This is a genomic window from Curtobacterium flaccumfaciens UCD-AKU (assembly GCF_000349565.1).
In the GTDB taxonomy this organism is placed as follows: Bacteria; Actinomycetota; Actinomycetes; order Actinomycetales; family Microbacteriaceae; genus Curtobacterium; species Curtobacterium poinsettiae.
Map to the genome: position 1 here is coordinate 421905 of NZ_KB714628.1, position 15432 is coordinate 437336.

Annotated in this window: 17 protein-coding genes; 10 read left to right on the forward strand and 7 right to left on the reverse strand. The window is 72.2% G+C overall.

Features of this window, described 5'->3' with window-relative positions; translation table 11 throughout:
- Positions 1-38: 38 nt before the first annotated feature.
- The gene (locus tag H489_RS38520) at positions 39-668 is read right to left on the reverse strand and encodes a TetR/AcrR family transcriptional regulator (protein WP_017887902.1); all 630 of its coding nucleotides are present in this window, start codon (positions 666-668) and stop codon (positions 39-41) included.
- Positions 669-746: 78 nt separating this feature from the next.
- Here H489_RS38520 and H489_RS31940 point away from each other — a divergent pair, with 78 nt between their 5' ends.
- The 6 genes from H489_RS31940 to H489_RS31965 are packed head-to-tail and all read left to right on the forward strand — an operon-like array spanning position 747 to position 5961.
- Positions 747-1475 carry an ABC transporter ATP-binding protein gene (locus H489_RS31940; RefSeq protein WP_031260145.1) on the forward strand — a complete coding sequence of 243 codons (729 nt, stop codon included), beginning with the start codon at positions 747-749 and terminating at the stop codon, positions 1473-1475.
- Positions 1472-2749 (forward strand): ABC transporter permease, encoded by a 1278-nt coding sequence (locus tag H489_RS31945; RefSeq protein ID WP_017887904.1) that lies wholly within the window; start codon positions 1472-1474, stop codon positions 2747-2749. Before H489_RS31940 ends, H489_RS31945 begins: the two co-directional genes overlap by 4 nt.
- Before the next feature lie 27 nt (positions 2750-2776).
- On the forward strand, positions 2777-3304 hold the full coding sequence (locus tag H489_RS36995; RefSeq protein WP_017887905.1) for a GNAT family N-acetyltransferase: 528 nt from the start codon (positions 2777-2779) through the stop codon (positions 3302-3304).
- Positions 3305-3358: 54 nt separating this feature from the next.
- Positions 3359-4027, forward strand: coding sequence for a hypothetical protein (locus H489_RS31955; protein WP_017887906.1), 669 nt, complete (start codon positions 3359-3361; stop codon positions 4025-4027).
- Positions 4028-4066: 39 nt separating this feature from the next.
- The gene (locus H489_RS31960; RefSeq protein ID WP_017887907.1) at positions 4067-5512 is read left to right on the forward strand and encodes a phytoene desaturase family protein; all 1446 of its coding nucleotides are present in this window, start codon (positions 4067-4069) and stop codon (positions 5510-5512) included.
- A 5-nt stretch (positions 5513-5517) separates the two neighbouring features.
- Positions 5518-5961 (forward strand): SRPBCC family protein, encoded by a 444-nt coding sequence (locus H489_RS31965; RefSeq protein WP_017887908.1) that lies wholly within the window; start codon positions 5518-5520, stop codon positions 5959-5961.
- A gap of 135 nt (positions 5962-6096) precedes the next feature.
- Here H489_RS31965 and H489_RS31970 read toward each other — a convergent pair whose 3' ends face one another.
- Complete coding sequence (locus tag H489_RS31970) at positions 6097-6915, reverse strand: shikimate 5-dehydrogenase (RefSeq protein ID WP_017887909.1); 819 nt, start codon at positions 6913-6915, stop codon at positions 6097-6099.
- A 103-nt stretch (positions 6916-7018) separates the two neighbouring features.
- Here H489_RS31970 and H489_RS31975 point away from each other — a divergent pair, with 103 nt between their 5' ends.
- The 3 genes from H489_RS31975 to H489_RS31985 all read left to right on the forward strand — a co-directional run bounded on the left by H489_RS31975 (position 7019) and on the right by H489_RS31985 (position 9674).
- Entirely contained in the window at positions 7019-7945 is a 927-nt protein-coding gene (locus tag H489_RS31975) for an NADP-dependent oxidoreductase (RefSeq protein WP_031260148.1), read from the forward strand.
- 93 nt (positions 7946-8038) lie between these two features.
- Positions 8039-8233, forward strand: a complete 195-nt coding sequence (locus H489_RS31980; RefSeq protein ID WP_017887911.1) for a PspC domain-containing protein — start codon at positions 8039-8041, stop codon at positions 8231-8233.
- 34 nt (positions 8234-8267) lie between these two features.
- Positions 8268-9674 (forward strand): L-serine ammonia-lyase, encoded by a 1407-nt coding sequence (locus tag H489_RS31985; protein WP_017887912.1) that lies wholly within the window; start codon positions 8268-8270, stop codon positions 9672-9674.
- Positions 9675-9713: 39 nt separating this feature from the next.
- Here the strand turns inward: H489_RS31985 and H489_RS31990 are convergent, their stop codons facing one another.
- From H489_RS31990 to H489_RS32010, 5 genes are read right to left on the reverse strand one after another with little or no spacing between them, the layout of a single operon-like run.
- The gene (locus tag H489_RS31990; protein ID WP_017887913.1) at positions 9714-10550 is read right to left on the reverse strand and encodes a class II fructose-bisphosphate aldolase; all 837 of its coding nucleotides are present in this window, start codon (positions 10548-10550) and stop codon (positions 9714-9716) included.
- Entirely contained in the window at positions 10547-11566 is a 1020-nt protein-coding gene (locus H489_RS31995; RefSeq protein WP_017887914.1) for a 1-phosphofructokinase family hexose kinase, read from the reverse strand. Before H489_RS31995 ends, H489_RS31990 begins: the two co-directional genes overlap by 4 nt.
- A complete protein-coding gene (gene nagA / locus H489_RS32000) occupies positions 11563-12681 on the reverse strand; it encodes an N-acetylglucosamine-6-phosphate deacetylase (protein ID WP_017887915.1) in 1119 nt (372 codons plus the stop codon). The genes H489_RS31995 and nagA overlap by 4 nt, the downstream gene beginning before the upstream one ends.
- A complete protein-coding gene (locus tag H489_RS32005; RefSeq protein ID WP_017887916.1) occupies positions 12678-13589 on the reverse strand; it encodes an ROK family protein in 912 nt (303 codons plus the stop codon). The genes nagA and H489_RS32005 overlap by 4 nt, the downstream gene beginning before the upstream one ends.
- The gene (locus H489_RS32010) at positions 13589-14467 is read right to left on the reverse strand and encodes an SIS domain-containing protein (protein ID WP_017887917.1); all 879 of its coding nucleotides are present in this window, start codon (positions 14465-14467) and stop codon (positions 13589-13591) included. Before H489_RS32010 ends, H489_RS32005 begins: the two co-directional genes overlap by 1 nt.
- A gap of 133 nt (positions 14468-14600) precedes the next feature.
- Between H489_RS32010 and H489_RS32015 the strand changes: the two genes are divergently transcribed.
- Positions 14601-15389, forward strand: coding sequence for a DeoR/GlpR family DNA-binding transcription regulator (locus H489_RS32015; RefSeq protein ID WP_031260150.1), 789 nt, complete (start codon positions 14601-14603; stop codon positions 15387-15389).
- Positions 15390-15432: the final 43 nt, after the last annotated feature.

Genomic DNA, 15432 nt, shown 5'->3' on the forward strand with positions numbered 1-15432 from the left:
AGCTGGCACCGTGCCTCCCGTGCGTTCGTGGTCGCGTCTCAGGCCGCGGCGATGCGCGCCGCCGTGTCGCGGATCGCCGCGACCACCGCCGCCCGCACCTGTTCGGGGTCGGAGCCCTCGTGCCGAGCGGCACTGCGCAAGCCCGTCATGCACATGCCGAGGAGCATCTCGGCCGCCTGCGGGGTCGCGGCGTCCGGCCCCCAGGCCGGGTCGCGTTCGAGGATCGTGCGCACCGCGCCGGTCATCGCCTCGGCGACCGTGGTCATCCGCGCGACCTGCCGACGCATCAGCTGCGGGAACCGCACGATGACGGCCTTGCGCTCGAGCCGCTCGTGCTCGTCGCCGAACGACGACCCGAACACCAGGAACGCCAGGTCGACGACCGCCTGCGCTGCCGGCTCCCCCGAGACGGATTCCAGGTGTGCCTGGAGGGCGGCGGGTTCGAGGTCGAGTTCGGTGTGCCCGAGGACCGCGTCCTCCTTGCTCTCGAAGTAGTTGAAGAACGTCCGCGGGGACACGTCGGCGCGGGCGGCGACCTGCTCGATCGTGGTGCCGTCGACGCCCTGCTCGAGCACCAGGGACCGAGCGGCCTCGGCGATGCGGTTGCGGGTCTCGATGCGCTTGCGGTCACGGAGACCGAGTTCTGACGGCGTCGCGGAGTCGGGCATGGCCCGACTGTAACCGGAACGTCACATGATCTACAGCAAACGCAAACTTGCAGTCGTGCACCGGACTACGGTGAACGCATGACCACTCCCGTGCTCGAGGCCCGTGACCTCGCCAGGACCTACGGCCGCGGCGCGACGCGGTTCGACGCGCTCAAGGGGGTGTCGCTGGCGGTGCACCAGGGCGAGAGCCTGGCGATCGTCGGCAAGTCCGGCTCCGGCAAGTCGACGCTCATGCACCTGCTCGCGCTGCTCGACAAGCCGTCGGCCGGACAGGTGCTGCTCGACGGCACCGACGCCGCGACGCTCGGTGCCCGCCAGGTCAACCGCACCCGGAACAGCACGTTCGGCTTCGTGTTCCAGCAGTTCTTCCTGACGCCGAAGACCTCGGTGCTCGACAACGTCGTGCTCCCGCTCAAGATCGCCGGCGTCTCCGGGGCCGAGCGGAAGCGACGGGGCATGGCGGCGCTCGACGCCCTCGGGCTGGCCGACAAGGCGAAGAACGACGCCAACGACCTGTCCGGCGGCCAGAAGCAACGCGTGGTCATCGCCCGCGCGCTGGTCGGTGAGCCCAGCGTGATCTTCGCCGACGAGCCCACCGGCAACCTCGACACGAACACCGGACAGGTGGTCGAGGACATGCTGTTCGGGCTGCAGCGCGAGCGGGGGATCACGCTCGTCGTGGTCACGCACGACGAAGAGCTCGCCGCGCGCTGCGACCGCAGCGTGAACGTCCGCGACGGCCTGATCGTCGGCGGACCCGACGACGCGGTCGACGCGTCCGCCACGCACGGAAGGCACTCCGCATGAACTTCCTCGACCTCCTGCGCACCGCGGTCTCGAACACCTTCCGCTCGAAGCTGCGCACGACCCTGACCGTCATCGCGATCTTCATCGGCGCCTTCACGATCACGCTCACCTCGGCCATCGGCACGGGCGTCAGCAACTACATCGACACCCAGGTCTCGTCGATCGGCGACACCGGTTCCCTGACCATCACGAAGGCGGTCGACACCAGCTCGACCGACAGCGGCCCGGCGAAGTACGACCCCGAGGCCTCTGGTCAGAGTGTCGACCGTGGCCCGGCGTCGTTCTCCTACCTGTCGCAGTCCGACGTCGACGCGATCGAGAAGACCGACGGCATCAAGAGCCTCCGCCCCGCGGTCGCTCTCGCGCCGAAGTACGCCGAGTACGGCGACCACGGCAAGTACGTCGTCTCGCTCACGGCCAACGCCGGCGAGCTCGACGCCGACCTGGCGAGCGGCAAGCAGCTCGACGACCAGACCGACGCCAACCAGGTGATGCTGCCGACCGACTACCTGAAGAACATGGGCCTCGGCAGCGCCTCCGCCGCCGTCGGCAAGGAACTCACGATCGCCGTCGACGACTACCAGGGCAAGGCGCACACGCTCACCGCCACGGTCGTGGGCGTGCAGAACGAGTCGCTGTTCGGCAGTGGGGCCGGGGCGAACGCCGCGCTGACCGACGCCATGCAGGCCGCGCAGGAGATCGGCAAGCCCGACTCGATCGCGACCTCCTACGCCAGCGCCACCGCGACGCTCGATCCGGGCGCCTCCGTCACCACGGTCAAGAAGTCCCTGGCCGACGACGGGTTCCTCGGCCAGACCATCCAGGACCAGCTCGGTCAGTTCCAGACCGTCATCAGCGGCATCGTCGGGGTCCTGAACGCCTTCGCCGTGATCGCGCTCATCGCCGCCGGCTTCGGCATCATCAACACCCTGCTCATGAGCGTGCAGGAGCGCACCCGCGAGATCGGCCTGATGAAGGCGATGGGCATGGGCGGCGGCAAGGTCTACACGCTGTTCTCGCTCGAGGCGGTCTTCATCGGGTTCCTCGGCAGCGCCATCGGCGCCGGGGTCGCGATCGCGCTCGGCACCGGGATCTCGAACGTCCTGGCCGGCACGCTCCTCAAGGACCTGCCGGGGCTGCAGATCATGCAGTTCGCTCCAGGGTCCGTCGCCACGATCATCCTCGTCGTGATGTTCATCGCGTTCCTGGCGGGCACCCTGCCGGCACGACGAGCCGCACGGCAGAACCCGATCGAGGCGCTCCGGTACGAGTGACAGGCAGGGCTGCCTAGTGTCGGAGCGGTGACGACGTTCGGACGCGACCTCGGTGACGGCTCCACGCTGACGCTGCGCGACCTGACGACGGTCGACCAGGTGCTCGCACTCGTGCACGCCAACACCGATCGTCTGCGGGCCGCCGAGCCCTGGGCGTGGGACCCGCAGACACGCGAGGCCATCGCCCTGCACACGGAGCGGCTGCTCGGGCAGTACGCGATGGACCGCTCGCTGCCCTGCGTCATCCGCCACGACGACCGCGTGGTCGGGGTGGCCTCGCTGACGTTCGACCCGTACCTGGGGCAGGCATCGCTCGGCTACTGGGTGGACGCCGGACAGGAGGGCCGTGGTGTCGCCCGGCGGGCCGCCACCGTGCTGATCGGCGTTGCCCGGGCCCGCGGCGTGGCCCGGGTGGAGATCCGGACGGCGGTCGACAACGTGCGGAGCCGGCGGCTCGCCGAGCGGCTCGGCTTCACCCACGAGGGCACCCTGCGTGGCGCCTTGCCGCTCGGCCCCGAGCGGGTCGACGTCGCGGTCTACGGCCTGCTCCTCTGAGGTCCGCCGCCCCCGTGCAGACGGACCGACACCGGTCGCCGGTATCGTCGGAGCATGGCCTTGTTCGGACGACGCAACCACGACGTGCGCGATCGACCCATCAGCCAGGTCGAACTGAAGCGTGCGGTCGACGAGGGCTTCCTCATCGCGAAGGCCGCCGTCACCATCGCGGTGGCCAACCGCATCATCACGAACGCCCTGCGTGACCAGGGGTACTTCGACCACGCACTCATCGCCGAGGCCACGCGCGAGGAACTCCACCGCATGGCCGAGGAACAACGGGGTGACGCCGCACGGATGCGCGACATCCGTTCCACCTCGAGCAAGCAGAAGGGCCGTTCCCGCCACCAGCACGACTACCGGCGCGGCGACGACCTGAAGCTCCGGATGCGCGAGGCCACGTACGAGCAACTCGCTGCCATGCTCGACAAGCGACGCGACGACCAGCACTTCGTCGACGGGATCGTCCTCGCCGCGCGGGCCCGCGCCTGGGACGACATCGGCACCACCGTCGTCGGACGCCTCGGCTGGGCACAGCGCCCGGCGGACGACTACGAGATCGGCCGCGACGACCGGTTGCAGCAGATGCTCGACGAGGACTTCGCCGAGTTGCTCGCCGAGCACCCCGTCGGATCGACTCCGGTCGACGCCGACGAACCGGACGACGCCGACGGTGACCAGGACGAGTCCGACCCGGCCGACCCCGACACCTCGCGCACCTGACCGACACCACACGCAGTCACGAGTCCCTAGGCTCGGGGCATGGTGGATGCGGTGGTCGTCGGAGCGGGACCGAACGGACTCGCGGCGGCGGTGACCCTGGCCCGCGCGGGCCTGTCGGTCGAGGTCGTCGAACGGAACGACACGATCGGCGGCGGTGCCCGCACGGCCGAGCTCACCCTGCCCGGGTTCCTGCACGACGTCTGCTCCGCAGTGCACCCGATGGCCCTGCAGTCCGAGTTCTTCCGGCGCTTCCGCATGGAGGACCGCATCGAGCTCCGCCTGCCCGAGGTGCAGTACGGCCACCCGCTCGACCACGGTCGCGCCGGCATCGCGTACCAGGACCTCGACCGCACCGCCGCTGAACTCGGGGTGGACGGACCGGCCTTCCGGCAGCTGATGGCGCCGCTGGCGGAGAACGCCGACCAGGTCGCGGACTTCGCGACCGACGCGCTGCTGCACGTGCCGCGGCACCCCCTGACCGTCCTGCGGTTCGGGCTGCGGGCGCTCGAGCAGGGCACCGCCGCGTGGAACCTGCGCTTCCGCGGCGAGGCCGCCCCGGCGATGGTGTCCGGCGTCGCGGCGCACTCGATCCAGCACCTGCCGTCCCTGTCCACCGCGGCGGCGGCACTGTCGCTCGGCTCGTACGCGCACGCCCGCGGCTGGCCGGTGCCGATCGGTGGCAGCCAGGCGATCGTCGACGCGCTCGCCGCCGACCTCGTCGCGCACGGCGGCCGCATCGTCACCGGACACGAGGTCCGGTCGCTCGGTGACCTCACCCCGGCGAAGGCGGTGCTGTTCGACACGAGCGTGCCCGGCATGCTCCGGATCGCGGGCAAGCAGATCCCGACCCCGAAGCGCGGCGCACTGCGACGCTTCCGGTTCGGCAACGCGGCGGCGAAGGTCGACTTCGCGCTGTCCGACCCGGTGCCGTGGACCAACGAGTCGCTGCGGAAGGCCGGGACCGTGCACATCGGCGGGACCCGGCAGGAGATCGCGGCCGCCGAACGTGCCGTCGCGAACGGGCAGCACGCCGAGCGTCCGTACGTGCTCGGCGCGGAGCCCACGGTGGTGGACCCGACCCGCGCCCCGAAGGGCAAGCACGTCTTCTGGGCCTACGCGCACGTCCCCGCGGGCTCGGACGTCGACCCGACCGAGGCCGTCACCCGTCAGATCGAGCGCTTCGCGCCGGGGTTCCGCGACACGATCCTGTCGTCGAGCTCCCGCACCGCCGTGCAGATGGGCGAGTACAACCCGAACTACGTCGGTGGCGACATCGCCGCCGGTGCCGCGAGCTTCTGGCAGCTCGTCAAGCGCCCCGTCCTGTCCAGCGACCCGTGGCGGATGGGCGGCGGCATGTACCTGTGCTCCGAGTCCGCGGCACCCGGCCCCGGCGTGCACGGCATGGCCGGCTGGCACGCGGCGAAGAGCGCGCTCCGGCACACCTTCGGACTGCCGGAGGACGTCGACCTCACCCCGGAAGGCTGAACACCATGGCGAAGAACGTCCGCATCCTGCACTGCCGTCCCGAAGCCGTCTTCGACGTGCTCGGCGACGGGTGGCTCTACACGACCTGGGTGGTCGGGGCGTCGCGTATGCGCAAGGAGGAGTCCGGGTGGCCGCATGTCGGCACGCGGCTGCACCACTCGTTCGGCGCCTGGCCGATCGTCATCGACGACGTCACGACGTCGCTGGTCTGGGAGCCGCCACACCGCATGGTCATCCAGCCCAAGGGCTGGCCCATCGGCGAGGCCCGCGTCGAGCTGACGGTCGAACCGCACCGGCACGGCAGCAAGGTCACGATCACCGAGAACGCGGTGGCCGGGCCGGGTTCGCACGTGCCGGACTTCCTCATGCAGCCGCTCATCTGGATGCGCAACCGCGAGACGCTCCGCCGCCTCGAGTGGGTGGCCGTCGGGCGCTCGGCGACCGCCTGAGACGTCCCCACGAACGGACGGGAGGCCCGTGGCGGCGCCGCCACGGGCCTCCCGTCACGGCCGTCGTGCCGCTGGCGCGTCACGCCGGAACCGGCGGGTGGGGCCCACCTCCCGTCCGCCCTGTGGGTGCGTCGACTACTCGGCGCGCGAGAACTCGCTGGCCCGCGCCACCTGGTCGTCGGTCAGGGCGACGCCCGTGTACCGCTCGAACTGACGGGCTGCCTGCAGGGCGATGGCCTCGGCGCCGGTGATGACGTGCTTGCCGGCGTCGCGGCCCGCCCGCACGAGCGGGGTCTCCGACGGGAACGCGACCACGTCGAAGACGGTGTGGGCAGCCTCGATCCGCTCCGGCGCGAAGGCGAGTGCGTCCTGCTGGTCGCCGCGCATGCCGAGCGGGGTGACGTTGACGACCAGGTCGGTCTCCCCCGCCTCACGCTCGTCGGCGACCCACTCGTAGCCGTACTGCGTCGCCAGGGCCGGGCCGGTCTGCTCGTTGCGGGCGACGACCGTCAACCGGTCGAAGCCGGCGCCTCGGAACGCCGCCGTGACGGCCTTGGCCATGCCGCCGGAGCCGCGGAGCAGCACCCGCGAAGCCGGGTCGACCCGGTGCGACCCGAGCAGTGCGGCGATCGCCTCGTAGTCGGTGTTCGACGCGGTGAGCACGCCGTCGTCGTTCACGACCGTGTTGACCGACTGGATCGCGGCGGCGGAGTCCTCGATGTGGTCGACGAGCGGGATGATCGCCTCCTTGAAGGGCATCGACACCGAGCACCCGCGGATCCCGAGCGCACGGATGCCGGCGACGGCGCCGGGCAGGTCCGTCGTGGTGAACGCCTTGTACAGGAACTCGAGACCGAGCTCGTCGTACAGGAAGTTGTGGAAACGGGTGCCGATGTTGCTCGGTCGCGCGGCCAGCGACATGCAGACCTGCATGTCCTTGTTCAGGATGGGCATGCTCTCAGTCTCGCACTGTCGCACGCTCACACTCTCCTGCTCTTGCAAGGATGGAGCGGTCCAAGCAGGCCGGGTGCGGCGCTCCGGGGTAGCGTCGGTCCCGATGACTGAGATCCCGGAGACCATGCGCGCTGTCCGCTTCGACGAGTGGGGTGACCGATCGGTCCTGCACGTCGCCGAGGTGCCCGTGCCCGACGTGACCGCCGGGCGGGTGCTCGTCCGCGTGCGCGCCGCCGGGATCAACCCCGGTGAGTCGGCGATCCGCCAGGGCGCGTTCGGCGGCGACCTGCCGTCCGGGCAGGGCACCGACTTCGCCGGCATCGTCGTCGCCGTCGGAGCCGAGGTCGACGGCGTCGACGAGGGCGAAGAGGTCATCGGCTGGTCGTGGGACCGCGCGAGCCAGGCCGAGTACGTCTCGGTGCCGGCCGTGCAGGTCGTCCAGAAGCCACGCCTGCTCGACTGGACGGTGGCGGGTGGCCTCGACGTCATCGCGACCACCGCGGCGGCGGCCGTCCGCGCGGTCGACCCGCGTGCCGGTGAGACCGTCGTGGTGTCCGGTGCCGCGGGCGGGGTCGGCGGCTTCGTCACCCAGCTGCTCGCGAACGAGGGCATCGACGTCATCGCCGTCGCGTCCGAGGTGAACCACGAGTGGCTCCGCTCCAAGCGCGCACGACCCGTCGCGTACGGCGACGGCCTGCAGGAGCGCATCACGGAACTCGCGACGAACGGTGTCGACGCCGTGATCGACACCCACGGCGCCGAGTACGTCCGGCTCGGCATCGCGCTCGGGGTGCCGGTCGACCGCATCGAGACGATCATCGCGTTCGACGAGGCCGCCGAGGTCGGGGCGAAGACCTCGGGCAGTGCGGACACGGCCGATCCGGAGATCCTCGGCGCGCTCGCACTCGAGGTCGCGAACGGCGCGATCGAGGTGCCCGTCGCCGCGACCTACCCGCTCGACCGCGTGCAGGACGCCTTCGAGGAGCTCGAGCACGGCCACACGCGCGGCAAGATCGTCCTCATCCCCTGACCCCACGACCACGCGGGTCCGGGGGTTTCCCCCACCACGCTCGGGGTGCGTCCCGGATGCGCCGGACCGGCGGCGTTGCGTAGCGTCGTCGGTATGAGCACACTCTCCCGTCCCCGCAACGGTCGTCTGCTGGCCGGTGTCTGCGCCGGTCTCGCCGACCGCTTCACCCTGTCCCGCACCCTGGTCCGGGTGATCTGGGTCATCCTGAGCCTGTTCCCCGGGCCGCTGTGGATCGCCTACGTCGTGCTGTGGTTCGTGATGCCGCCCGAGGGTGGTCGGCGGCGCTGAGCACCGGTCCGTCCGGACGGGTTAGTGTGGCGGCGTGCCGGTCTCCGTCTTCGATCTGTTCAGCGTCGGTGTCGGCCCCTCGAGCTCGCACACCGTCGGCCCGATGCGGGCCGGTGCCGAGTTCGCGAGCCTGGTGCGTGGCCTGCCCGTCGCCTCCGTGGTGGTCGACCTGTACGGGTCCCTCGCATCGACCGGGCAGGGCCACGGGACGCTCGGCGCCGTCGTCGCGGGGCTCATGGGCTCGCACCCCGAGACCGTCGACCCGGATGCCATGGCCCGCGCACTCGAGGCGCTGGAACGCGACGGCGTCCTGCGGCTCGACGGCGGAGCGAGCGTGCCGTTCCGCATCGCCGACATCGTCCTGCACCCCCTGACGATGCTGCCCCGCCACCCGAACGCCATGCGGCTGCGAGCCCGTGACGCCGCGGGTGTCGACCTGGCCGACGAGACCTACTACTCGATCGGCGGCGGGTTCATCGCGCGGGACGACGAGGCCGAACCCGCCGTGGACGCACCGGCTGCCGTCGCCGGTGCCGCGATCCCGGTCGACGACGCCGTGCCGTACCCGTTCTCGAGCGGTGCCGAGCTGCTCGCCGCCTGCGCGGATTCGGGCCTGCCGATCAGCGGCGTCGCCCTGGCGAACGAAGCCGTCACCCGGACGGACACCGAGGTCCGCTCGGGGCTGCTCGGGATCCACGGCGTGATGGAGTCGTGCGTCGACCGATCCGTCCGCCGGGGCGGGTGCCTGCCCGGCGGGCTCGACGTCCGTCGTCGCGCGGCCACCTGGCACGAGCAGCTCACCCGCGAGGACCCCGACCACGACCCGCTCTTCGCGATGGAGTGGGTGAACCTCGTCGCCATGGCGGTCAACGAGGAGAACGCCACCGGTGGCCGCGTCGTCACCGCCCCGACGAACGGTGCCGCCGGCATCATCCCCGCGGTGCTGTACTACGCGCGCACCTACGTCCCCACGGTCGCCGACGCCTCCGCGGACGAACGGGACGACGCCGTCGTGCGATTCCTGCTGACCGCCGGGGCGATCGGGTCGATCTACAAGGAACGGGCGTCGATCTCCGGCGCCGAGGTCGGCTGCCAGGGCGAGGTCGGTTCGGCAGCGTCGATGGCGGCTGCGGGGCTCGCCGAGGTCCTCGGGGGCACGCCGGAGCAGGTCGAGAACGCCGCCGAGATCGCGATGGAGCACAACCTCGGGCTGACCTGCGACCCGATCGGCGGGCTGGTGCAGATCCCGTGCATCGAGCGGAACGCGATCGCGGCGAACAAGGCGATCAACGCCGCCCGGATGGCCCTGCGTGGCGACGGGGTGCACCACGTGTCGCTCGACCAGGTCGTCGAGACGATGCGGCAGACCGGGGCGGACATGTCCTCGAAGTACAAGGAGACCGCGATGGGCGGGCTCGCGGTGAACGTCCCGCTCTGCTGAGCGTCGCGGTCGCGCGTGCTCGTCTGCTCCGCTCGCTCGTCAGGCGTGCAGGAGCGTCAGCAGCCGCGCCGTCTCGGTGGCGATGGCGTCCCGGCCCGCTGCGACGTACTTGCGCGGGTCGACGACGTCCGGCCGCTCGTCGAGCACGGTGCGGAGCGCACGGGTGAACAGGCCGTTCAGGTGCGTCGAGATGTTGATCTTCGTCATCCCCGCGTGCACGGCGCCGCGGAGTTCGTCGTCGGACAGGCCCGAGGAGCCGTGCAGCACGAGCGGCACCGGCACCGCAGCACGCAGGCGCTCGACCAGGTCACGGTCCACCGACGCCTCGCGGGTCTGCATCGCGTGCGACGTCCCCACCGCGACCGCCAGGGCATCGACGCCGGTGTCGGCCACGAACGCGGCGGCGTCGGTCGGATCGGTGCGGACGCCGGGTGCGTGCACGCCGTCCTTGCCGCCGACCTCGCCGAGCTCGGCCTCGATCGCGACCCCCGCGGCGTGACACCGAGCAGCGAGTTCCCGCGTTGCAGCCACGTTCGCGGCGAAGTCCAGGTGCGAGCCGTCGTACATGACCGAGTCGACGCCCAGGTCGACGCCGGCCGCCACCAGCTCGGGGTCCTCGATGTGGTCGAGGTGCACGAGGACCTCGACGTCGGCCGCACGTGCGACGGCCTGGGTCGCGGTCGTGATCGGTGCGAGGCCGCCGTGGTACCGGACGCAGTTCTCGCTGATCTGCAGGATCACCGGCAGCCCCGCCAGCTCGGCACCGGAGACGATCGCCTCGGCGTGCTCGAGCAGCACCACGTTGAACGCGCCGACCCCGCGGCGTGCCGTGCGGGCGGTGTCGAGCAGGCCGGTGAGGGCGAGGTCGGTGATCATGCGGAGGTCCTCGTTCGGTCGTGTGCGGGAGCAGGAGCGGGCGGGGTGGACAGGAAGCGGTCGACGTCAGCCGGGTCGACCGCGCCGGCCACCGGCTGGAGGACGGCGGCAGCCCCGTGTGCGGCGGCGGACCGCAGCGCGCGGAGCAGGGTGGCGTCGTCGGGGGCGCTGACGCTGCCCTCGGGCGTGGGGAGGCCGGCAGCGACGAGCGCACCGACGAGTCCGGCGGTGGCTGCGTCGCCGGCGCCGGTGGGGTTGCCTGAGACCCCGGGGACCGCAGGCACTTCGAGCACGTGGTCGGCGGTGTGGGCGGCGATGCCCTCGGAACCCCGGGAGACCACGACGACCGCGGCGCCGAGCCCGAGGAGTCGGAGCGCCCCCGACCGCTCGTCGTCGGCGCCGGTGGCCTCGACCAGTTCCTCGCGGTTGGGCTTGCAGACCGTCGCCCCGGCCGAAGCGGCAGCCAGCAGCGCGGTGCCCGAGCAGTCGACCACGGAGAGCACACCGCGGCGACGGGCGGCGGTGACCCAGCGGGCGACGACCGCGGGGTCGGTGTCGCGGGGCAGGGAACCCGACACCACCAGGGCCGCGGCGTGCGGGGCATCGGCGGCACCGTCGGCACCGGCGGCACCGCCGACGAGCAGTGTCTCGACCGCGGTGGTGACGGTGTCCCACTCGCCGGGGCTGAGCACGGGCCCGGGCTCCCCGAACATCGTCGGGTGCGCGGTGTCGTCCACCACCGTCACGGTCGTGCGGGTCTCGCCACGGACAGCGACGTCGGTGTGGACGAGCCCGAGGCCGTCGAGGGCGTCGGCGATCCAGTGCCCGCCGTCGCCGCCGAGGGGCAGCACGGCATGGGTCGGGACACCGGTGGCGGCGAGGACCCGGCCGACGTTCAGCCCCTTGCCGCCGGGGCGTCGCTCGACCCCGAGCACGCGCTGGGTCTCGCCGATGCGCTGTTCGGCGACCCGGTAGGTCACGTCGACGGCGGGGTTCGGGGTGACGACGAGGATCACGAGACCACCGCCGTCGGCAGGGCTCGGACGCTGCCGTGCTCCGGGTCGAGCACGAGCAGATCGGCGGGGGCGCCCACGCTGAGGGGCGCCGGTGCCCCGAGCAGGCGTGCCGCACGCGCCGCGGAAGCAGCGACGACCTCGGGCAGGTCGGTCCCCGCGTCGAGCAGGCGGCGGACGGCGTCGGCGACCGTGATCGTGCTGCCCGCCAGCGACGAACCGTCGGCGAGCACGGCGAGACCGTCGCGGACGGTCACCGCCGATCCGGCCACCGTGTACGCCCCGTCGGGGCAACCGGTCGCGGCCATGGCGTCGGAGACCAGGACCATCCGGCCCGGTGCGCTGCGCTGGACGACGTCGACGGCGACCGGGTCGAGGTGGTGGCCGTCGACGATGCACTCGAGCAGCACCCGGTCGTCGGTGAGCGCGACCCCGACCGGCCCGGGCGCGCGGTGGTGCAGCGGTGGCATCCCGTTGAACAGGTGGGTGACGAGCGAGGCGCCGGCGTCGACCGCGCGGCGGGTCTGCTCGGCGGTGGCGTCGGTGTGGCCGATGGCGACGACGACCCCGGCTCCGACGAAGCGGGCAACGGCGTCGAGGGCACCGGGCAGCTCCGGCGCGAGCGTGACGATCCGCAGGGCGCCACCCGCGGCGTCGCAGTAGGCGTCGACCTCGGCGGGGTCCGGGGCGTGCAGCAGGTCGACGCGGTGCGCCCCGCGACGGGCGGGCGCGATCCACGGCCCCTCCAGGTGGAGCCCGGCGAGCGTGCCGTCCGCGACGAGCGGTCGGAGCCGGGTGAGGGCCGCCACGGTGTCCGCGCGCTCGCCCGTGGCGATGGACCCGACCAGGGTGGTCGTGCCCCGTGACCGATGGTGCCCAGCGGCGGCACGGGCGTCCTCGGCGGAGCACCCGGCGAAGTCGTGCCCGAGTGCGCCGTGGGCGTGCAGGTCGACGAACCCGGGCACGATCGCACCGTCGACGGTGACGGCGGTGTCCGTGCGCATCGGGGACCCAGTGCCGGTCGCCAGCACAGTGTCGTCATCGCCGATGACGAGCCAGCCGTCGTGCAGGTCCGACTGGGCCGTGACGATGCGACGGGCCCGGACGAGGGCGGTCACAGCAGGACCCCGGTCTCGGTCTCGAGCAGCTCGCGTGCGAGGATCCCCGCACCGATGGCGCCGGCTGCGTCGCCGTGCCGGGCGGGGACGATGACGGGGACACGGACGCCCCGCAGACGCTCCGCGACGGCAGCGCGCAGCGGGTCGAGCAGCAGCGGTCCGGACTCGGCGAGTCCCCCGCCGACGATGATCGTGTGGTTCCCGGCGACCGCGGTGGTCCAGGCGAGCGCATCGGCCAGGACCGCGACGCAGTCGTCCCAGACCGCACGGGCGGCTGGGTCGCCCTGGCGGACCAGGAGCATGGCGGCGTGTGCGGACGGAGCAGCGGCACGACGTGCGACTCCCCCGGCGGACGCGATCTCCTCGACGCGGTGACCCGCGTGCGGGCCGGTCTGGATCCGGACCTGCCCGATCTCCCCCGCCCAGCCACCACCGGACACGACGACACCGTCGACCACCAGGGCGCTCGCGAGCCCGGTGCCGACCGGCACGAACGAGACCGACCCCCGAGACAGTGCCGGGTCGCCGGCCCGGACCTCGGCCAGGGCACCGGCTCGGACGTCGTGGCCGAAGGCGAGCGGGACGTCGATCGCCTGTCGCAGGAGCTCGGCACGGACGAGGTCACGCACCGGAACGTCTCGCCATCCCAGGTTGACGGACAGGTCGACGGTGCCGCGGGTCTCGTCGACGACGCCGGGGGTCACCAGCCCGATCGCTCCGAGCGGCGCCCGTCGCGTGGCCTGGGCAGCCAGTCCGGCGACGACCACGGCGAGGCGCTCGGCGTCCGGGTCGTCACGCGGCGTCGGTACCCGGGTCTCGTCGAGGACGAGTCCGTCGGCGGTCGTCAGACGGGTCTTGATGCCCGTGCCGCCGACGTCGACCCCGAGCACCGCGCCTGCGCCACCCATCAGGTGAGGATGACCGACCGGGTGAGCGACCGGGGGTTGTCCGGGTCGAGCCCGCGTCCCTCGGCCAGGGCGACGGCGAACCGGTGCACGACGACGAGTCCGGCGAGCGGGTCGAGGTCGTGCTGGACGAACCGGGCACCGGTGGCGGCGACCTCGGCGGCCAGGCCCTCGGGTGCCGCGCCGAGCGACCAGACGAGTCGGCCGGGCTGCGCGATCGCGATCGGGCCGTGCCGGTAGTCCATCGCCGGATAGGACTCGGCCCAGAACTGCGCGGCCTCGCGCGTCTTGAGCGCGGCTTCGAACGTCAGACCCACGGCGGGCCCACGACCGACGAACGAGACCTGCTCGGCGTCGAGCAGGTCGTCGATCGGCACCGTCAGTGCGGTCTCGGCCTGGGCTGCGAGCGCGTCGACATCGTCGCCGATGGACGCTCGCAGCAGTGCGAGCGTCGTGGTGGCGAAGCGGGTCTGGACGACCGAGCGCTCGTCGGCGAAGGGTAGTGCGACCACCTGGTCGGCGACGGCCGCGGCGGGGCTGTCGGCGACGGCGGTGACCAGCACGGTCCGCTGGGACGGCAAGGCCTGCAGCAGGTCGACGATCTCGGTCGTCGTGCCCGAGCGGCTGATCATGAGCACGCGGTCGTACTCGCGTGACGCGGGGTACTCGGACCCGGCGAAGGCGTCGGTGACGCCGAGGCCCGCCTGCTCACGGGCGACGGCGTAGCTCATGGCGATGAACCAGCTCGTCCCGCAGCCGATCACGGCCACGCGTTCGCCCGGCTGGGGGAGCGCGTCGGCGAAGGTCGGCAGGAGCGCGGCGGCTGCACGCCAGGTCTCCGGCTGCGAGGCCAGTTCAGCGCTCACGAAGGTGTCGGTCATGGGAGCCTTCCGGGTCCGGATCGATCCGGGTGATCGATGATCAGGAAGCGTAGCGAGCGATCGTGCGCAAGGGAAGGGCAAAACGTCATTTCCGATCACCGAGGGACGGCGGCGACGCCGTAGGATGACCGTCATGACCCCCCAACAGCGGCTGAACGCCCTGCTCGAACTGGTGAGCGAACGCGGCAACGTGTCGATCGCCGAGATCGGGGAGCTGCTGGGGATATCCGCCGCGACTGCCCGCCGTGACCTCGCCATGCTGGCCGACCAGCGACTCGTCACCCGCACGCACGGGGGAGCGGCCGCACTCGGTGCCGGCTACGAGCTGCCGCTGCAGTACAAGATCGCCCGGCAGGCCGAGGCCAAGACCGCGATCGCCCGTGCCGCCGCCCGGCTCGTGCAGCCCGGCGAGACCGTCGGGCTCAACGGCGGGACGACCACGACCGAGGTCGCGCGCGAACTCGGCAAGAGCGAACGGTTCATCCGCGCTGACGGCGAGTTCGGCATCACGATCGTGACGAACGCCCTGAACGTCGGGTACGAGCTGTCCGTCCGTGCCAACGTGAAGATCGTGGTCACCGGCGGCGTGGCCCGACGCCAGTCCTACGAGCTGGTCGGGCCGCTCGTCCGGGACACCCTCGACGAGTTCGCCCTCGACCTGGTGGTGCTCGGCGTCGACGGACTCACCGGGCAGTACGGCGCGACGACCATGCACGAGGGCGAGGCCGAGGTCAGCAGGCACTTCGCCTCGGTCGGTCGACGGGTCGTCGTGGTCGCCGACTCCACCAAGATCGAACGCTCCACCTTCGCCCGGATCTGCCCACTCGACCGCATCGACGTCCTGGTCACCGACCAGCCCGTGCCGGCCTCGTTCGCCGCCGACCTGGCCAGCGCCGGCGTGGAGCTCGTCGTCGCCGACTGAGCCCTCCGTGCGTCCGGCCCCGGGTGGGCCGGACGTTTCGATC